The organism is Streptomyces sp. NPDC006450 (genome assembly GCF_040612195.1).
In the GTDB taxonomy this organism is placed as follows: domain Bacteria; phylum Actinomycetota; class Actinomycetes; order Streptomycetales; family Streptomycetaceae; genus Streptomyces.
The window spans coordinates 1-18556 of the sequence record NZ_JBEXPT010000054.1; the positions used below are offsets into that span (position 1 = coordinate 1).

An 18556-nucleotide genomic window follows, 5' to 3' on the forward strand; every position below is an offset into this window, starting at 1 on the left:
CAGGGCGGCCAGGGCGGCCAGGGCGGCTCCCGCGACGGCGGCAAGGGCCGCCGCCAGGGCGGTCAGGTCGGCGGCGGTCAGCGTCAGGGCGGCGGCGCTCCGGCCCCCGCCAACAGCGCGATGGCGGACGCCCTGCGCCGTGCGGGGCTCAGCGGTCCCGACGAGCGGGGCGGCCGCAAGCACTAGCCGTCCGGGGCAGCGCGTACCGGATTGGCCGAATATGTACCCGACCTGGGGACATGCCTTGCCAACGCCTCCGGATGATCTGTAGGGATAACGGAACGCCCGTTCGTCTTCCGGCGAGCGGGCTTCCGCTTTTTCCCCCAGGCCCGCACTCCCGAGGCCGCCTCCACGGCTAAGGACGTCATGCCCCAGCCCCCGCACGCCTACCATCGTTGCCCGAGAAAGGGTCCGAAGAGGGAACACATGCGCCACCCTCAACCCAGTCTGCACAAACGGTGCGAGGCGATTCTCGGCCGTCTTGAACTGACACACCCCTTCTCGCTCGAAGGACTCTGCGAGCGGATAGCCGAGCAACGGGGCCGCCCCATCCGGCTCCACCCGCTGCCCAAGGAGGCCGCGGAGTCCGGCGTGTGCGGGCTGTGGGTCGGCACCGCCGACGTGGACTACGTCTTCTACGAGGCCCAGACCACCCCGCTGCACCGGGAGCACATCGTGCTCCACGAGATCGGCCACATCCTCTTCGGGCACCACTCGCTGGAAGCCCCCGCCGAGGACTCCGCGGGCCCCGGCGGGGCGGACGGATCCGTTCCCATCGTGCTGGGGCGCACCAACTACACCACCCGCCAGGAACGCGAGGCGGAGATGCTCGCCAGCATGATCCGCATCCGCACGGGGAACCGCGGACCGCACCTCGGCCACGGCGCCGGAGGCCGGGACACACTCGAACGGCTGGAGTCCGCGATGGGCTACGAGCGGCGCGGACGGGGGCCGGTCCACCGTGGCCTCTGACCTGATCGCCCTCGGCGACGCGTTCGCCGTCCCCAGCGTCGTCTGCCTCTGGGTCGCCGTCCTGCTCCGCGCGCCCTGCGCCCTGCGCGCCCCGCACCAGCGCGGCCTGTGGCTCGCCGTCGCCACCGCCGCGGCCGCCATGACCCTGAACCTCCCCGACGTCGTCGCGTACGCCATGGGTCGTGACCCGGGCTACGCGCACACCATCGGGCTCGTGCGCAATCTCATCGGCGTCCTCTCGGCCGGCGCCGTGCTCTACTTCGTGGCCGCCGCCACCCGAGGCCGCCGGCTCCAGATCGCCTCCGGCGTCGGCACCGTCCTCTGGCTGACCGTCCTCGTCGTCCTGGACACGGCCGCGCCCGCCCACGGCACGCACACCATCCCGCCGGCCGGCCACCCGGTGCCCTCCCTCGCGTACTGGCTGGTGCTGATCTCCGCCCACCTGCTCGCCAACACCATCTGCGTATCCGTCTGCTGGCGCTACAGCCGTCGCGCCGAGAGCCGGGGGCTCGCCGCCGGACTGCTGCTGTTCGGCCTGGGCACCGCGCTCGCCGGGGTGTTCTGGTTCGTGTACCTGCTCAAGGCGCTGTTCGGATTCACCTGGGCGCTGCCCGCGAACCCGCTCCTGATGAACGTGCACGGGCTGCTGCGCGCCGCCGCGATCCTCGTCCCCACGCTGTTCACCTTCCGCAGCACGGCCGCCGACATGGCCACCGCCTGGCGGCTGTGGCCGCTCTGGCGCGACCTGGTCCACGCGGTCCCGCACGTCGCCCTCAACGAGCCGCGCGCCGGCCGGGTGCTGGAACTGCTGTGGCCGCCGGTCCCGCGCAGCCTGCTCGTCTACCGCAAGGTCATCGAGACCCGCGACGCCATCCTGATCCTGGGGGAGTACGTCGCCCCGGGCGTGCCGGAGCGCGCGCGCAGCCACGTGACCGGCAGCGGAGTACCCGAACAGCGGGCCAGCGCGGCCGCGCTGGCCTGCGTACTGAAGGAGGCGCGGCAGGCGAAGCTGGCCGGGATCCCGCAACAGCGCTCCGACGAGAACGCCTTGGAGCTGCCCGCCGCCCTCCAGACCTCGGCAGAGGGAGGGAACCTGGAAGGCGAGACCCGCTTCCTGGTCGACGTGGCCCAGGCCTACGCCTCACCGGCCACGGCGGGCTTCACCGCGTGAGCCCGTGAACCGCGAGACCCGAACGTGCCCGACAGCCAGGAAGTGAACGTCTCTTGACCATGACCGTACTGATCACAGGGGCCAGCGCAGGACTCGGCGCGGCTTTCGCCCGCGGGTTCGCCGCGAAGGGCTGCGACCTCGTCCTCGTCGCCCGGGACAAGGGCCGCCTCGAAGCCGTCGCCGCGGACCTCGCCCGGGAATTCGGCTCCGTCTGTGAGGTGTTGCCCGCCGACCTGCTCGACGCGGGCGGCCTCGCGACCGTCGCCGAGCGGCTCGCCGACCGGGAGCGGCCCGTCGACATCCTGGTCAACAACGCCGGCTTCGGACTCCCCGCGCCCTTCCCGTACAGCCCGGTCGAGGACGAGGAGCGGATGCTCGACCTGCTGGTCAAGGTCCCGCTCCGGCTCACCCACGCGGTGCTCCCGGGCCTGCGCGAGCGCCGCCGCGGCGCGGTGCTCAACGTCTCCTCGGTGGCCGGACTGCTCCCGACCGGGACCTACGGCGCCGCGAAGGCCTGGATCACGGCCTTCAGCGAGTCGCTGCGCGTGGACATGGAGCCGTACGGGGTCCGCGTGCTGGCGGTGGTGCCGGGGTTCACCCGCACCGAATTCCAGGAGCGCGCGGGGATGGACGTCAGCGCCCTGCGCGACGCGGTGTGGCTGGAGCCGGGCGACGTGGTGGCGCAGGCCCTGAGGGATCTGGCGCGGCGCCGCCCGGTGAGCATCACGGGCCGGCACTACCGGGCGTACGCCCTGGCGGTCCGCCACCTCCCCCGGGCCTTCGTGGCCCGGAAGATGGCCCGCACGCGCCGTCCTGCGGCGGACCGGCCGCACGAGGGCTGACGCGGCGTCGTGTCAGCAGCCCGGTGCGCGGCCCTGTGGAAGGGCCGCGCACGCCTGGGTTGGAGGGCGAGTCAGCAGTCGCCGTCGTGGTGACCTCCGTAGCCGTAGTCGTCATCGTCGTCCCAGCCGCCGTGGTGCCAGCCGTTGTCGTCGTCGTGGTCCCAGCCTCCGGCGACGTAGCTCACGTGTTGGGCCGGGGCCGCCGCCGAGGCGGTACCCGCCGTGCCGAGTGCGGCTCCGCCGGCCATCAGCAGACCGGCAGCGGAGACCACGAAGAGGCGCTTCGCTCTCAGTGCAGACATGAGGATTTCCCTTTCCTGCCACCCTCCTCGAACCTCGCCGAGGCAAGAAGAATGGAACCGCGGGCCGCGTACGGATACGCGCAACGCGGGATCGGATACAGGGCCGCCGAACATGCGGAAGCACATGTACGCCTACCTCGGCGGCGTGGAACGGCCGGCCATGGGGCGTGCTCCGCGGTTGCGGCTCTCACCCACAAAGGCTAGTCGTGCTCGCGCCGGTCGGCATCTTGGGCGGGGCTCCGGTCTAGACCTCGGTGACCTTGCCGTCCGCGACGTGCAGCCGGCGGGTCACCTGGACCGCGTCGAGCATCCGGCGGTCGTGGGTGACCAGCAGCAGGGTGCCCTCGTACGCGTCCAGGGCGGACTCCAACTGCTCGATCGCCGGCAGGTCGAGGTGGTTCGTCGGCTCGTCCAGCACCAGCAGGTTCACCCCGCGCCCCTGAAGCAGCGCCAGGGCCGCCCGGGTGCGCTCGCCGGGGGAGAGGGTGGCCGCCGGGCGGGTCACGTGCGCCGCCTTCAGGCCGAACTTGGCCAGCAGGGTGCGGACTTCGGCCGGTTCGGTGTCGGGCACGGCGGCGCAGAAGGCTTCGATGAGCGGCTCTTCGCCGAGGAACAGGCCGCGGGCCTGGTCCACTTCGCCGACCAGGACGCCCGAGCCCAGGGTGGCGGAGCCGGAGTCCGGCGCGAGCCGTCCCAGGAGAACGGCCAGCAGGGTGGACTTGCCGGCCCCGTTGGCACCGGTGATGGCGACCCGGTCCGCCCAGTCGATCTGCAGGCTCGCCGGTCCGAAGGCGAAGTCGCCCCGCCGGACCGCCACTTCGCGCAGCGTGGCCACCACCGAGCCGGAGCGCGGGGCCGCCGCGATCTCCATGCGCAGCTCCCACTCCTTGCGCGGCTCGTCGACCACGTCGAGCCGCTCGATCGCGCGCTGCGTCTGGCGGGCCTTGGCGGCCTGCTTCTCGCTCGACTCGCCGCGCAGGTTCTTGCCGATCTTGTCGTTGTCACTCGCCTTGCGGCGGGCGTTGCGCACGCCCTTGTCCATCCAGTTGCGCTGCATCTGGGCCCGGCCCTCCAGGGCGGACTTCTTGCCCGCGTACTCCTCGAACTCCTCGCGCGCGTGGCTGCGGGCCCGCTCGCGCTCCTCCAGGTAGGAGTCGTAGCCGCCGCCGTAGAGGTTGATCTGCTGCTGGGCCAGGTCGAGTTCGAGGACCTTGGTGACGGTGCGCGTGAGGAACTCGCGGTCGTGACTGATCACGACGGTGCCGGCGCGCAGCCCCTTCACGAACTGCTCCAGACGCTCCAGACCGTCGAGGTCGAGGTCGTTGGTCGGCTCGTCGAGCAGGAAGACGTCGTAGCGGGACAGCAGGAGCGAGGCCAGTCCGGCGCGGGCGGCCTGCCCGCCGGACAGCGCGGTCATCGGCAGGTCGAGGCCGACGGACAGCCCGAGGTCGTCGGCGACCTCCTGGGCCCGCTCGTCGAGGTCGGCGCCGCCGAGGTTCAGCCACCGGTCCAGGGCGTCCGCGTAGGCGTCGTCGGAGCCCGGGACCCCGTCCACCAGGCCCTGCGTCGCCGCGTCCAGTTCCTCCTGCGCGGCGGCCACCCCGGTACGCCGGGCCAGGAACTCGCGGATGGACTCGCCGGGGCGCCGCTCGGGCTCCTGGGGGAGGTGCCCGACGGCGGCGGAGGGCGGGGAGAGGCGCAGCTCACCGGTCTCGGGGGCGTCCAGCCCGGCGAGCATCCGCAGCAGGGTGGACTTCCCGGCGCCGTTGACGCCGACGAGACCGATGACGTCGCCGGGCGCGACGACGAGGTCGAGATCGGCGAAGAGCGTGCGCTCACCGTGCGCGGCGGTGAGCTTCTTGGCGACGAGGGTTGCAGTCATGATGTCCCGATCCTATCCGCGCCCCGCACGTCCGGGTCCCGGGGCCGGGGCGGAGCTGCGGCCGGCCCGGAGGGTCAGGCGCCGACGAGTCGCAGGGCCGCCCACAGGGCCGTCACCGCCGCGGCGAGGGCCGGCACGGTGGTCAGCAGGCCGAGCCGGGTGAAGTCCCCGAGCGTGACTCCGTCGTACCTGTCCGCGTGCAGGATCCGCCGCCACAGCAGTGTGGCCAGTGATCCCGCGTAGGTCAGGTTCGGGCCGATGTTCACGCCGATCAGTACGGCGAGCACCGGCCCCGCGCCGCCCACCGCTGCCACCGGGAGCAGGGCCAGTACCGCGGGAAGGTTGTTGATCAGGTTGGCCAGTACGGCGGCCACCGCCGCCACCGCGAGCAGCGCCGGCAGGGAATCCCCGGCCGGGGTCACCCGCTCCAGCCCGTCCCCGAGCCCGTGGTCCACGACCGCCCGCACCACCACCCCCAGCGCCAGCACGAACAGGCAGAACGCCGGCGCCGCCGAGCCCAGGATCCGCACCGGGGTGGTCTCCCTGCGCCGCAGCGCCCGTACGGCCAGGACGAGCGTGCCCGCGAGCGCCGCCCAGGCGGGGCTCGCCCCCGCGAAGGAAGCGAGCGCGAAGCCGGCCAGGGTCAGCGCGAGCACCCCGGCCGCGAACCGGGGCAGCGGCTCCGGCTCCACCGCCTGCGGCACGTGCTCCGGGGGAGCCGCCAGGTCGCCGCGGAAATACCGTCGGAAGACCGCGTACTCCACGCCGATCGCCGCCAGCCACGGCAGGGTCATGAGCGCCGCGAACCGGGTGAAGGACAGCCCGCTCGCGGCGAAGGCCAGCAGATTCGTGAGGTTGGAGACCGGCAGGAGGAGCGAGGCGGAGTTCGCCAGGTGGGCGGTGGCGTACACGTGCGGGCGCGGCCGGGCCCCCAGCCGGGAGGCCGTCGCCAGCACCACCGGGGTCAGCAGCACCACGGTCGCGTCCAGGCTCAGTGACGCGGTGACGACCGAGGCCACGGCGAAGACCCCGCCGAGCAGCGCCACGGGCCCGCGCCCCGCCGCCCGCCGGGCCACCGCCGCCCCGGCGGCCTTGAACAGCCCCTCGTCGGCGCAGAGCTGGGCCAGCGCCAGGATCACGGCGAGGAACCCGACCACCGGCAGCAGCTCGCGGGTCTGCGCCCACGCGTCGGCGGCCGGTACGACGCCCAGGACGACGAGCAGCCCGGCGGCGGGCACGGCGGCCGCGGCCTCCGGCAGCCCGCGCGGGCGCAGGACGGCGAAGGCCAGCACCCCGAGAAGGAGGGCGACGGCGAGACACGCGGCGGCGACGGGGTACAGGACGGGCTCCGGAGCGAGGGGGAGGCGGGGGGAGGGAAGCGGGAGGGATGCGGTGGCCGGGGCGCCGCGTGGGCGGCGGGGCCAGGACAGGATCGCACCGGGACCCGCATGGCCGGATAGGTGGGGTGCACGTCATTGCGGCCCTTGAGCGGGGTGCCACACGATGAGGTCATGTCGTCGCGAAACGTAGTCGTCGTCCTCTACGACGGCGTGCAGAGCCTGGATGTCACGGGGCCGATGGAGGTGTTCTCCGGCGCCGACCGCCACCCCGGTCCGGCGCGGTACACGCTCCGCACCGTCTCACCCGGCGGCGCCCCGGTCCGCACGAGCAGCGGACTGCGGCTGGTCCCGGACGGGGAACTGGAGGGCGAGCGCCCGGGCCCCGGGACCACCCTGCTGGTGCCGGGAGGCCGGTACACGGGGGACTTCGCGCCGGAGATCACGGACTGGCTCCGCGCGTACGGCCGCTCCGCGCAGCGGCTGGTGTCCGTGTGCACCGGCGGCCTGCTGCTGGCCGAGGCCGGACTGCTGGACGGACGGCGCGCGACGACCCACTGGTACGTGTGCGCGCAGATGGCCCGGGACTACCCGGCCGTCACGGTGGAACCCGACCCGATCTACGTCCGCGACGGGCCGGTGGCCACCTCGGCCGGGGTCACGGCGGGCATCGACCTCGCGCTGGCCCTGGTGGAGGAGGACCACGGGCGGGAACTCGCGCTGTCCGTCGCGAGGCACCTGGTGGTCTTCCTGCGGCGGCCCGGCGGCCAGGCACAGTTCAGCGCGCAGCTCACGGCGCAGACGGCGCTGCGGGAGCCGCTGCGCGAGGTGCAGCACTGGATCACGGAGCACCCGGGGGAGGACCTGAGCGTGGAGGCCCTCGCCGCGCGGGCCGCGCTGTCGCCCCGGCACTTCGCACGGTCCTTCCAGGCCGAGACGGGGGTGACACCGGGGCGGTACGTGGAGCGGGTACGGGTCGAGCACGCCCGGCGGCTGCTGGAGGAGGGCGCCGAGGGCATCGCCCAGATCTCCCGGGCCTGCGGCTACGGCAATCCGGAGGCCCTGCGCCGCGCCTTCGTGAAGACCCTGGGCCAGCCCCCGGCCGAATACCGCCGCAGGTTCGGCCCGCCAGGCCGGCGGGTCCCGGCGCCCCGGACCCGGTCGATCCCGACAGAATCTCCGCCGGCAGTCCTGACCGAAGTTCCGGCAGATGGTCCGCCGGCAGTCCCGACCGAAGTTCCGGCAGATGGTCCGCCGCCAGTCCCGACAGAAGTTCCGACAGAAGTTCCGGCAGAAGTTCCGACAACCGCTCCGGAGGAGCCATGCAGATCGCCGTACTGCTCTACGACCGGTTCACCGCCCTCGACGCCATCGGGCCCTTCGACACCCTCGGCCGCCTCGACGGTGCCGAGACCGTCTTCGTCTCCGAGCGGCCCGGGCCCGTACGGACCGACAACGGGTCGCTCGCTCTCGTCGCCGACAGGGGGCTCGGCGAGGTGACGCGGCCGGACATGGTCATCGTTCCCGGCGGGCCGGCCCCCGACGTGGAGATGGGCAACCCCGTCGTCCTCGACTGGCTGCGGGCCGTCGACGCCACCACGACCTGGACCACCTCCGTCTGCACGGGCTCGCTCCTGCTCGCCGCCGCGGGCCTGCTCGACGGGCGGAGGGCCACCAGCCACTGGCTGTACCTCGACGAGCTGACCCGCCTCGGGGTGGAGCCCACCGGTGAGCGCGTGGTCATCGACGGGAAGTACGTGACGGCCGCCGGGGTGTCCTCGGGGATCGACATGGGGCTCACGCTCCTCGGCCGCATCGCGGGGGACGAGTACGCGCAGATGGTCCAGCTGATGACCGAGTACGACCCGCAGCCCCCCTACGACGCCGGTTCCCCCGAGAAGGCGCCCGCCGACATCGTCGCGCGGTTGCGTGCGTTCAAGCCTTCGGCGGAGTCCAGGTGAAGGCGGGCGCGCGCCGTTCCAGGAACGCGGCGACCCCCTCCGCGACGTCGCCGCTCGCGGCGGCCTGGGCCGCCCAGTACGCGTCCCGGTCCGTGCGGCCGTCCGCGAACTCCTTCGCCGAACTCTGCGTGAGCTGCGAGCGCGTGGCGAGGATCCGCGTGAACTCCGCGACGCGTTCCGCCAGTTGCCCCACGGGCAGCAGCTCGTCCAGCAGTCCGGTGCGCAGCGCCCGCTCCGCGTCGATCAACTCGGCAGAGAAGAGGAGGTACTTGGCGGCCGCCGGACCCACCAGGGAGGCGAGGCGCCGGGTGGACGAGGCCGGGTACACGATGCCCAGCTTCGCCGGTGTCACCCCGAAGGAGGCGCCCTCCTCCGCGAAGCGCAGATCGCAGGCCGCGGCCAGCTGACTGCCCCCGCCCACGCAGAACCCGCGGATCGCGGCGAGCGTGGGCTTGGGGAAGGCGGCGAGTGCCTCCTCCGCCGCCACGGCCAGGGCCTGCGGGTCCTCGTCCCCGGTCAGCGAGGAGATGTCGGCCCCCGCGCAGAAGGTCTCGCCGGCCCCCGTCAGGACCAGCACCCGTACGGCGGGATCCGCCGCGAGCCCGGCCAGCAGGTCCGGCAGCCCGCGCCACATCGCGGCCGTCATGGCGTTGCGCTTGGCGGGGTGCGAGATCACGACGGTGGCGACGCCGTCGGAGACGGAGGAGAGGAGGGCTGCGTCCATGCGCCGGATGCTATCCCGGACGGTCATACCTATGATCAAGAGACCGGTCCCCGGCAGTTCGGCGGACCGGCAGGCGGTCGAAGGGTCCGAGGGTTCGTCGGGGGCAGCGAGAGGTGGCGCGTCCATGGACGCAGACCGTGCCGGGCGTGCGGACCGTACGGGTTCCCAGGGAATGCAGGACGACAAGAAGAAGGTCAGCCGCAGCTTCGCGCTGATGGCCCTGCTCGGGGCGCTCCTGGTGGTGGCCGGTCTGGTCGGCCTCGTCTACACCGCCGTCGCCACCCTGACCACGATGGTCCTCTTCGGCTGGCTGCTGCTGTTCGGCGGCGTGGTGGGCCTGCTCCAGGCGATCCAGTCCCGCAAGAGCAACTACTTCTGGCTCGCCGTCATCGTCGCCGCGATCAACATCGCGGCCGGTTTCGTGATCCTGCGCCGTCCGGAGGCGAGCGCGGAGGCGCTCACCATGTTCGCCGCGCTGCTGTTCCTCACCGGCGGGGTGTTCCGGCTGGCCGGCGCCGTCGTGGTGCGCGGCGCGCACCTCGGGCTGACCCTGGTCCAGGGTGCCTTCGGCATCCTGCTGGGCCTGCTGATCCTCGCGAACTGGCCCGGCAGCAGCCTGTACGTGATCGGTGCGTTCTTCTCCCTCGCGCTGCTGTTCGACGGCCTGAGTCTGATCGCCGTGGGCATGGGAGCCCGCCGCATCCTGGGCTTGGTCAGGGACGACGAGGTTCCGGTGACGCCGGCAGGGACCGTGGCCGCCGCGCCCGAGACGCACGAGGCCGCCGGGAAGCGTCCCTCAGAAGATCAGGAACGGTCGAACAACTGACTCTGTCATACGCCAGCGGTCAGAAAGTGTCCGATTGGTGCTGACTTCTGGTCAGCGGTCGGGCCCGGAGCGGTCCGGTCCCCACTCTTGACGTGTGCAGACGATCGAGCGTGAAGACGGGGGCCGGGAGATGGATGTGAGCGGGAGCGTCCCGCCAGTCAAGGGGGAGGAGCCGGAGGTCGCGGCCGCCCCCCTCGCGTACGAGGGGGTGTGGCGATTCACGGCACCCGCGGTAGAAGAATCCGTTCCGCAGGCCCGCCGCGCGGTCCGTGACCTGCTCGGCCGCCAGGAGGTGCCGGCCGACCGGGACCTGGTCTACTCCCTGCTGCTGATCGTCTCCGAACTGGTGACGAACTCGGTCCGGCACGCGGCCCTGCTCTCGCCGGAGGTAGCGGTGGAGGTGGCCATCGGCCGGGAGTGGGTACGGGTGGCCGTCGAGGACAACCACCCGTACCGCCCCAAGGCGCTGGAGGCCGATTTCGGCCAGACCGGCGGCCGGGGCCTCCTCCTCGTCCGGGAGATCACACGGGAGGCCGGCGGGGTCTGCGACGTCGAGCACACCTCCACGGGCGGCAAGGTCATCTGGGCGGCCCTGCCGCTCACCACGGCCCCCGCGTCCCCCGCCGCCACCCCGACCTCGGCGGTCTGAGCCCGCGCGGGGCCGCGACCGGCCGCCACCGGGCGCGACCGGGCGTGAGCGGACAACGGCCGGCAGGACCGCGACATCGCCCGGCACGAAGGCATGACCGCGAGGTCACCGGCCGGGGCCGGCTGCTACCAGCCCGCCGTGTCGCCCGTCAGCTCGCGGATCGCGGGCCGGGCCGCGTCGAGCACGGTCATGAACCAGGCCGAGAACGGTGCCTCGGCGTGCCGCTTCGCGAGTTCCTCCGCGGTGACGAAGGCGGTGTCCGCGATCTCCTCCGGATCCGGCCGCACCGACCGCTGCGCGAGTCCCACGAACAGGTGGTTGTACTCCTGCTCCACGAGCCCCGACGCCGGGTCCGGGTGGTTGTAGCGCACCGTGCCCGCCTCCGCGAGCAGCGAGGGCGACAGCCCCAGCTCCTCCTGGGTCCGCCGGGCCGCCGCCGCGAACGGCGACTCCCCCGGGTAGGGGTGGCCGCAGCAGGTGTTCGACCAGACGCCGGGGGAGTGGTACTTCCCGAGGGCACGCTGCTGGAGCAGCATCCGGCCCTGCTCGTCGAAGAGGAACACCGAGAACGCCCGGTGCAACTGGCCGGGCGCCTGATGGGCGGAGAGCTTCTCCGCCGTCCCGATGGTGTTGCCGGACTCGTCGACCAGTTCGAGCATGATCGGTTCTTGAGCGCCGGTGCCGGTGGTCGCACTGTTCGCGGCGGTGGCTGGTGTGGTCGGCATACCCATCCTTCGCTTCGGACTTCGGCTTTCAGTCTGCCGTACAAATGGGGATTGCCCCCACTTCGGTGATCTGCGCATGTCCGCCCCCCGTCGCGTGATATGCGACGGGGGGCGGAGCGTGCGGTCGGGTCAGTTCATCCGGTCGCGGGCCGTCACCCGCATCAAACCCCGAACGGGGCCGGGTACTTGATCGTGCCTGCGGGGACCGGCACCGAATCGTCGAGGACCAGCGCCATCATGGCCTCGTCGGGCACCTCGAAAGGCGCCCCGATCCCGAAGCGCGAAGCCGGCACGAACCCGAAGCGCGCGTAGTACTCGGGATGTCCGAGGACGAGCACGAGCTTCTCCCCGCGCTCCGCGGCCGCCGCGAGCAGCGCCCGTACGACCGCGCTGCCGGCGCCCGAGCGCTGCAGCGCGGGAGCGGCGGCGACCGGGGCGAGCGCGAGCGCCGCGACCCCGTCCACCTCGCACCGGGTCAGCAGGGCGTGCGCCGCGATCGACCCGTCCGGGCCCTCGGCCACGTAGGAGAGACCGGGCAGCCAGGAGCCGTCCGCGCGCAGGGCGTCCACGAGGTCGGCCTCGGCCGGGGTCCCGAAGGCGGCCGAGTGCAGCGCGTGCACGGCGGCCGCGTCCCCGTCCGCCTCGGGGCGGACGGGCCGGGCCCCGCCGTCTCCGGCCGTCACCGGCCGCAGGACGTAGGCGGTGTACCCGTACTCGTGCCCGTACCGCTCCCGTACGGCGATCTCCTCGCGTACGAAGCCCAGCGCGGCCGCGGCCTCGGGCCCGGCGGGCTCCGGCGCCCGGACCACCCGCTCACCGAGCGGACCGTAGTAGGCGGCCCAGTCGGAGTCCGGATGCCGGTGGACGCCGAGCACCTGGTAGCCGGCGGCCTGGATGGCGGCCAGGTTGCGGGCGGTGGAGCGCAGGGCGTAGTGCGGGTCCCAGAAGGCGCGGACGCCGGCGGAGGGCTCGTCGACGGTCCATTCGCATTCGCTCAGGACCAGGGTGCCGCCGGGGGCGAGCAGCCGCTTCCACCGCGCGAGCGCGTTGGCGAAGCCGATGGTGTAGGCGGAGCCCTCGGCCCAGACGAGGTCGAAGGAGCCGTCGGGGTAGGTGAGGTCGCCCATGTCCGCCTTGACGGCGCGGACACGGCCGGAGAGCCCGCGGGCCGCGGCGGCGGCACGGAGCTCGTCGAGGAAGCTGTCCTCGAGGTCGACGGCGATGACGTCGGCCCCGTTGCCGCCCGCCTCGGCGGCGAGCAGCAGGGCGCTGGGGCCGGGGCCGCAGCCCAGGTCCAGGGCGCGCGGCCGCTCGGGCAGCGGTCCGCACAGGGACAGCAGGTGGCGGGTGGTCGCCTCGGAACCGGGGCTCTGCCGGGGCAGGCCGCGGTGCAGCTCGGAGAACGCCTCGAAGAACAGGTCGTTCTGGGTGCTGAAATCGGTGGTGTGGGAGTTGCTGGTGTTACCGGTGTTGTCGGTCAACGTGAACCCTTGAAAGGGGGCTCCGGCCGACGGGGGTGATCGGTGTGATCAGACCCGGCCGGACGCCCGGAAGGAGAGGGGGATGAACCGGAGTGCGCTGCGCTGGGCGGCGACGCCTGCGACGGTCATCAACCCCACCTCTTTCTTTCCTTCGTCACATTCCGCGTGACATTCGGGCGATTGGGACGCTTTTGCGAAACTCGTACACGTCTGCGGCCCAGCCTAACAGCAGCGGTACCCGCAGCGGTTTGTGATCGCTCCTCCCGATCGTCAATGATGATCGGCACAGGGTCGACAGGCCCGTGATTTTCGGCTTATCGGTGCGTAAACAGGCGGTGAACCCCTGCTTCCGTTCATCCGATAGCCTCTGCCGACGTGCCGCCGGCCCACCCGGCGCCCGTTTACCCGTGTGCGTGCAAGGAGTGAGTTCGTCTGCCGACCGTCATCCTTACCGGCCTGCCGGTGCCCGGATCAACGCTCGCCGGCGAGCTGCGCTCCCTCGGCTTCGAGGTCCGCCCCGCGGCCACCCCGTCGGACACCGCCGCCGCGCTGGCGCTGGTACCCGCCGAGCAGCGGGTGGCCGTCGTGGACGGGGAGTTCGTCGGGCACGTGCACGCGCTGCGGCTCGCGCTGACCGACCCCCGGTTCGACGCGTGCGCCGTCACCGGCGCCTTCGCCGTGCAGCCCGGCGCCCGCGCCGCCCTGGACCGGGCCGCCGCGCTCGACGCGACCGCACCCGTGGGCGACGGCCCGTTCCCCGACCGGCTCGCCGCCGCCGTGGAGTCCACCGGCACCCCCGTGCACCGCCCCGAGCTGGGCACCCTCGTCGCCGCCGTGCCCGCCACGGCCGCCGAGCGCGCGAGCGCCGCCGCCGCCGTCGCGGCCGTCGACGACGAGGCCGTCCGGCTGCGCACCGCCGTGAAGTCCCGCGACGGGTTCTTCACCACCTTCTTCGTCAGCCCGTACTCGCGCTACATCGCCCGCTGGTGCGCGCGCCGCGGACTGACCCCCAACCAGGTCACCACCGCCTCGCTGATCACCGCGCTGATCGCGGCCGGCTGCGCGGCGACCGGAGACCGCTGGGGCTACGTCGCCGCCGGTGTGCTGCTCCTGGTCTCCTTCGTCCTGGACTGCACGGACGGGCAGCTCGCCCGCTACTCGCTCCAGTACTCGACGATGGGCGCCTGGCTCGACGCCACCTTCGACCGCGCGAAGGAGTACTCCTTCTACGCGGGCCTCGCGCTCGGCGCGGCGAGAAACGGCGACGACGTATGGGCCCTGGCGCTCGGCGCCATGATCCTGATGACCTGCCGGCACGTCGTGGACTTCGCCTTCAACGAGGCCAACCACGACGCCACGGCGAACACGAGCCCCACTGCGGCCCTCTCCGACAAGCTCGACAGCGTCGGCTGGACGGTCTGGGTCCGGCGCATGATCATCCTGCCGATCGGCGAGCGCTGGGCCATGATCGCGGTCCTCATCGCCTTCACCACCCCGCGGATCGTCTTCTACGCCCTGCTCGTCGGCTGCGCCTTCGGCGCGCTCTACACCACGGCCGGCCGGGTCCTGCGCTCGCTGACCCGCAGGGCGAAGCGGACCGACCGGGCCGCACAGGCCCTCGCGGACCTCGCCGACTCGGGCCCCGTCGCCGAGCTCACGGGCCGGGCGGTGGGCCGGCTGGCCCCCGGCGCGGGGATCGTCGCCGCCGTGATCGGCTCCGGCGCCCTGCTGTGGGCGGCCTGGGCGTACGAGTTCGGCGCCCGCCAGGTGATCGTCGCCGCCGCGTTCTACGCCGTACTCGCCGGCGCGGCCGTCGCCCGCCCCCTCAAGGGCGCGCTCGACTGGCTCGTGCCGCCCGTCTTCCGCGCGGCCGAATACACCACCGTCTTGATCCTCGCGGCCAAGGCGGACGTCCCCGGGGCCCTTCCGGCGGCATTCGGACTGGTCGCGGCGGTCGCCTACCATCACTACGACACGGTCTACCGCATCCGCGGTGGCACCGGCGCGCCCCCGCACTGGCTGGTGCGGACGATCGGCGGACACGAAGGCCGGATCCTGTTGATCACGGTCCTGGCCTCCGTCCTGGCGGCGCGCGCCGTGGACTTCCCCGTCGCGCTCACGGCCCTCGCCGTGTTCGTGGCACTCGTGGTGCTCGTGGAGAGCATCCGCTTCTGGGTGTCCTCCGGGGCACCCGCCGTACATGACGAAGGAGAACCAGCATGATCGGCCTCGTCCTCGCTGCCGGAGCCGGACGCCGCCTGCGTCCCTACACCGACACCCTGCCCAAGGCCCTCGTGCCCGTCGGACCCGAAGGGGACGAGGCGAGCATCACGGTCCTCGACCTGACGCTCGGCAACTTCGCCGAGGTCGGCCTGACCGAGGTCGCCATCGTCGTCGGCTACCGCAAGGAAGCCGTGTACGAGCGCCGCGAGGCCCTGGAGGCCAAGTACGGCGTCAAGATCACGCTGATCGACAACGACAAGGCCGAGGAGTGGAACAACGCCTACTCCCTGTGGTGCGCCCGTGACGTCCTGAAGCAGGGTGTGATCCTCGCCAACGGCGACACCGTCCACCCGGTCTCGGTCGAGAAGACCCTGCTCGCCGCCCGCGGCAACGGCCAGAAGATCATCCTCGCCCTCGACACGGTCAAGAACCTGGCCGACGAGGAGATGAAGGTCATCACCGACGGCGGGAAGGGTGTGCAGCGCATCACCAAGCTGATGGACCCGGCCACCGCGACCGGCGAGTACATCGGCGTCACCCTCATCGAGCCGGACGCCGCCGAGGCGCTGGCCGAGGCCCTGAAGACCACCTTCGAGCGCGACCCCGACCTCTACTACGAGGACGGCTACCAGCAGCTCGTCAACGACGGCTTCACCATCGACGTGGCCCCCATCGGCGACGTCAAGTGGGTCGAGATCGACAACCACGACGACCTGGCCAAGGGCCGGACGATCGCATGCCAGTACTGACGAGGCTCATCCCCTCGCCCGTCGTCGTCGACATCAGCCGCGGCGCGATGGACGATCTGGCCGGCCTCCTGGCCGACCAGCGCGTCTCCGCGTCCGGCAAGCTCGCGATCGCCATCAGCGGCGGCTCCGGCGCGGTGCTGCGCGCCAAGCTGGAGCCCGTGCTGCCGCACGCCGACTGGTACTCGGTCGTCGACGGGACGATCGACTCCGCGGTCAAGCTCGCCGACGACATAAAGGGGCGCCGCTACGACGCCGTCGTGGGTCTGGGCGGCGGAAAGATCATCGACGTGGCCAAGTACGCCGCGGCGCGGGTCGGGCTGGCCATGGTGGCCGTCGCCACCAACCTCTCGCACGACGGCATCTGCTCGCCGGTATCCATCCTGGACAACGACAACGGCCGGGGCTCCTACGGCGTGCCCATGCCGATCGCGATGGTCGTCGACCTCGACGTCATCCGTGAGGCCCCGGCGCGGTTCGTCCGCGCGGGCATCGGCGACGCGATCTCCAACATCTCGGCCATCGCCGACTGGGAGCTCTCGCACCGCCTCAACGGCGAGCCCGTCGACGGCCTGGCCGCCGCCATGGCCCGTACCGCGGGCGAGTCCGTACTGCGCCACCCCGGCGGGGTCGGCGACGACGAGTTCCTCACCGTGCTGTCCGAGGCGCTCGTCCTCTCCGGCATCGCCATGGCGATCAGCGGGGACACCCGCCCGTCGTCCGGCGCCTGCCACGAGATCAGCCACGCCTTCGACCTGCTCTACCCGGGACGCTCCGCGCTCCACGGGGAGCAGGTCGGCCTCGGCGCCGCCTTCGCCATGCACCTGCGGGGGGACGCGGAGAAGTCCGAGCTCTTCGTCCGGGTGCTGCGCGGTCACGGCCTGCCGGTGCTGCCCGAGGAGATCGGGTTCAGCGTGGACGAGTTCGTCGCGGCCGTCGAGTACGCCCCCCAGACCCGTCCGGGACGTTTCACGATCCTGGAGCACCTCAACCTGTCCGCAGCCGAGATCAGGGACGCTTACGCCGACTATGCCAAGACCATCCGTAGCTGAACTCCGGCCCGTCGTTCACCCGGCGGGCGTCAAGGACCGGGTCAGCGGCGAGCACTGGGGCGGGCGCCTCTACATGCGCGAGATCTCCCTGCGCATCACCCGCCGCCTGGTCACCACGAAGGTCACGCCCAACCAGCTGACCTACGTGATGACCCTCGCCGGAGTCCTCGCCGCCCCGGCCCTGCTGGTGCCGGGCGTCTGGGGCGCCGTCCTCGGCGTGGTCGCGGTCCAGATGTACCTGCTGCTCGACTGCGTCGACGGCGAGGTCGCCCGCTGGAAGCAGCAGTTCTCGCTGTCCGGGGTCTACCTGGACCGGGTCGGCGCCTACCTGTGCGACGCGGCGGTGCTCGTCGGCTTCGGCCTGCGCGCCTCCGACCTGTGGGGCACCGGCCGCATCGACTGGCTGTGGGCCTTCCTGGGCACCCTCGCGGCGCTCGGCGCGATCCTGATCAAGGCCGAGACCGACCTGGTCGGCGTCGCCCGCCACCAGGCCGGCAAGCCCGTGGTCCAGGACGCGGCGGCCACGCCGCGCTCGTCCGGCATGGCGCTCGCCCGCCGGGCCGCCGCCGCGCTCAAGTTCCACCGCCTGGTCCTCGGCATCGAGGCCTCGCTGCTCATCCTGGTGCTGGCCGTCCTGGACCAGGTCCGCGGCGACCTGTACTTCTCCCGCCTCGGCGTCGCGGTGCTCGCCGGCATCGCCATGCTGCAGACGGTGCTGCACCTGGTGTCGGTCCTGGCCTCGAGCAGGCTCAAGTGACGGCGCCGCTGCGGCTGGGCGCCGTCATCATCACGATGGGCAACCGCCCGGACGAGCTCAAGGCGCTCCTCGACTCGGTGGCCCGGCAGGACGGGGCCCCGGTCGAGGTGGTCGTCGTGGGCCAGGGCGTACGGCTCACCGGTCTGGAGGACCCGGCGGCGGGCGTGCGGACCGTGGAGCTGCCCGAGAACCTGGGCATCCCGGGCGGCCGCAACGTCGGCATCGAGGCCTTCCGCACGGCGGGCGCCGACGGCTTCGACGTGGACGTCCTGCTCTTCCTGGACGACGACGGACTGCTGGAGCGCACCGACACCGCCGAACTGTGCCGGCAGGCCTTCACCGAGGACCCCGAGCTGGGCATCGTCAGCTTCCGGATCGCCGATCCGCAGACCGGCGAGACCCAGCGCAGGCACGTCCCACGGCTGCGGGCCGCCGACCCGATGCGCTCCTCGCGCGTCACCACCTTCCTGGGCGGCGCCAACGCGGTCCGCACGACGGTGTTCGAGCAGGTCGGAGACCTTCCGGGGCAGTTCTTCTACGCGCACGAGGAGACGGACCTGGCCTGGCGGGCGCTCGACGCCGGGTGGCTGATCGACTACCGGGCGGACATGGTGCTCCTGCACCCGGCCACGGCCCCCTCCCGGCACGCGGTCTACCACCGTATGGTGGCTCGCAACCGGGTGTGGCTCGCCCGCCGCAACCTGCCCGCCCCGCTGGTCCCGGTCTACGTGGGCGTCTGGCTCCTGCTGACGCTCCTGCGCAGGCCCTCGGGGCCCGCGCTGAAGGCCTGGTTCGGTGGCTTCAAGGAGGGCTGGACCACCTCCTGTGGTCCCCGGCGCCCCATGAAGTGGCGTACGGTCTGGCGGCTGACCCGGCTGGGCCGACCGCCTGTCATCTGACACGTCC

The 18556-nt window shown here is 72.7% G+C and carries 18 protein-coding genes and 1 pseudogene; 13 read left to right on the forward strand and 6 right to left on the reverse strand.

Annotation, left to right across the window (positions count from 1 at the left end; all coding sequences use genetic code 11):
• The 4 genes from ABZY57_RS18065 to ABZY57_RS18080 form a co-directional block, all read left to right on the forward strand.
• The coding region (locus tag ABZY57_RS18065; protein ID WP_356512987.1) for a hypothetical protein at positions 1-186 on the forward strand (186 nt) is incomplete at its 5' end.
• Between the two features lie 240 nt (positions 187-426).
• On the forward strand, positions 427-972 hold the full coding sequence (locus ABZY57_RS18070; RefSeq protein WP_356512989.1) for a hypothetical protein: 546 nt from the start codon (positions 427-429) through the stop codon (positions 970-972).
• A complete protein-coding gene (locus ABZY57_RS18075; RefSeq protein ID WP_356512991.1) occupies positions 962-2143 on the forward strand; it encodes an MAB_1171c family putative transporter in 1182 nt (393 codons plus the stop codon). The genes ABZY57_RS18070 and ABZY57_RS18075 overlap by 11 nt, the downstream gene beginning before the upstream one ends.
• Before the next feature lie 59 nt (positions 2144-2202).
• Positions 2203-2985 carry an SDR family oxidoreductase gene (locus ABZY57_RS18080; RefSeq protein ID WP_356513047.1) on the forward strand — a complete coding sequence of 261 codons (783 nt, stop codon included), beginning with the start codon at positions 2203-2205 and terminating at the stop codon, positions 2983-2985.
• Positions 2986-3056: 71 nt separating this feature from the next.
• Here the strand turns inward: ABZY57_RS18080 and ABZY57_RS18085 are convergent, their stop codons facing one another.
• The 3 genes from ABZY57_RS18085 to ABZY57_RS18095 form a co-directional block, all read right to left on the reverse strand.
• A complete protein-coding gene (locus tag ABZY57_RS18085; protein ID WP_356512994.1) occupies positions 3057-3287 on the reverse strand; it encodes a hypothetical protein in 231 nt (76 codons plus the stop codon).
• A gap of 244 nt (positions 3288-3531) precedes the next feature.
• The gene (locus ABZY57_RS18090) at positions 3532-5169 is read right to left on the reverse strand and encodes an ABC-F family ATP-binding cassette domain-containing protein (protein ID WP_356512996.1); all 1638 of its coding nucleotides are present in this window, start codon (positions 5167-5169) and stop codon (positions 3532-3534) included.
• Positions 5170-5243: 74 nt separating this feature from the next.
• The gene (locus tag ABZY57_RS18095) at positions 5244-6509 is read right to left on the reverse strand and encodes an SLC13 family permease (protein ID WP_356513049.1); all 1266 of its coding nucleotides are present in this window, start codon (positions 6507-6509) and stop codon (positions 5244-5246) included.
• Positions 6510-6680: 171 nt separating this feature from the next.
• Between ABZY57_RS18095 and ABZY57_RS18100 the strand changes: the two are divergent.
• Positions 6681-7634: pseudogene (locus tag ABZY57_RS18100) on the forward strand (GlxA family transcriptional regulator); the annotation flags it as partial.
• Positions 7635-7828: 194 nt separating this feature from the next.
• Positions 7829-8467 carry a DJ-1/PfpI family protein gene (locus tag ABZY57_RS18105; protein WP_356512998.1) on the forward strand — a complete coding sequence of 213 codons (639 nt, stop codon included), beginning with the start codon at positions 7829-7831 and terminating at the stop codon, positions 8465-8467.
• Here ABZY57_RS18105 and ABZY57_RS18110 read toward each other — a convergent pair.
• Entirely contained in the window at positions 8442-9191 is a 750-nt protein-coding gene (locus tag ABZY57_RS18110; protein WP_356513000.1) for an enoyl-CoA hydratase-related protein, read from the reverse strand. The two genes, ABZY57_RS18105 and ABZY57_RS18110, sit on opposite strands and share 26 nt — an antisense overlap.
• A gap of 172 nt (positions 9192-9363) precedes the next feature.
• Here ABZY57_RS18110 and ABZY57_RS18115 point away from each other — a divergent pair, with 172 nt between their 5' ends.
• Together ABZY57_RS18115 and ABZY57_RS18120 are read left to right on the forward strand one after the other, a co-directional pair.
• Positions 9364-10017: a DUF308 domain-containing protein gene (locus ABZY57_RS18115; protein ID WP_356513051.1), complete on the forward strand. Its 654-nt coding sequence runs from the start codon at positions 9364-9366 to the stop codon at positions 10015-10017.
• A gap of 94 nt (positions 10018-10111) precedes the next feature.
• A complete protein-coding gene (locus tag ABZY57_RS18120; RefSeq protein WP_356513001.1) occupies positions 10112-10666 on the forward strand; it encodes an ATP-binding protein in 555 nt (184 codons plus the stop codon).
• 125 nt (positions 10667-10791) lie between these two features.
• Here ABZY57_RS18120 and idi read toward each other — a convergent pair whose 3' ends face one another.
• Both idi and ABZY57_RS18130 read right to left on the reverse strand, forming a co-directional pair.
• Positions 10792-11391 (reverse strand): isopentenyl-diphosphate Delta-isomerase, encoded by a 600-nt coding sequence (idi, locus tag ABZY57_RS18125; protein WP_356513002.1) that lies wholly within the window; start codon positions 11389-11391, stop codon positions 10792-10794.
• A gap of 161 nt (positions 11392-11552) precedes the next feature.
• Positions 11553-12809, reverse strand: a complete 1257-nt coding sequence (locus tag ABZY57_RS18130) for a bifunctional class I SAM-dependent methyltransferase/N-acetyltransferase (protein WP_356513053.1) — start codon at positions 12807-12809, stop codon at positions 11553-11555.
• A gap of 495 nt (positions 12810-13304) precedes the next feature.
• Here ABZY57_RS18130 and ABZY57_RS18135 point away from each other — a divergent pair, with 495 nt between their 5' ends.
• The 5 genes from ABZY57_RS18135 to ABZY57_RS18155 are packed head-to-tail and all read left to right on the forward strand — an operon-like array spanning position 13305 to position 18549.
• Positions 13305-15095: a DUF5941 domain-containing protein gene (locus tag ABZY57_RS18135; RefSeq protein WP_356513055.1), complete on the forward strand. Its 1791-nt coding sequence runs from the start codon at positions 13305-13307 to the stop codon at positions 15093-15095.
• Positions 15092-15844 carry a phosphocholine cytidylyltransferase family protein gene (locus tag ABZY57_RS18140; RefSeq protein WP_356513004.1) on the forward strand — a complete coding sequence of 251 codons (753 nt, stop codon included), beginning with the start codon at positions 15092-15094 and terminating at the stop codon, positions 15842-15844. The genes ABZY57_RS18135 and ABZY57_RS18140 overlap by 4 nt, the downstream gene beginning before the upstream one ends.
• Entirely contained in the window at positions 15832-16893 is a 1062-nt protein-coding gene (locus ABZY57_RS18145) for an iron-containing alcohol dehydrogenase family protein (RefSeq protein WP_356513006.1), read from the forward strand. Before ABZY57_RS18140 ends, ABZY57_RS18145 begins: the two co-directional genes overlap by 13 nt.
• Positions 16871-17650, forward strand: coding sequence for a CDP-alcohol phosphatidyltransferase family protein (locus tag ABZY57_RS18150; protein WP_356513008.1), 780 nt, complete (start codon positions 16871-16873; stop codon positions 17648-17650). Before ABZY57_RS18145 ends, ABZY57_RS18150 begins: the two co-directional genes overlap by 23 nt.
• Positions 17647-18549 carry a glycosyltransferase gene (locus ABZY57_RS18155; protein ID WP_356513010.1) on the forward strand — a complete coding sequence of 301 codons (903 nt, stop codon included), beginning with the start codon at positions 17647-17649 and terminating at the stop codon, positions 18547-18549. The genes ABZY57_RS18150 and ABZY57_RS18155 overlap by 4 nt, the downstream gene beginning before the upstream one ends.
• Positions 18550-18556: the final 7 nt, after the last annotated feature.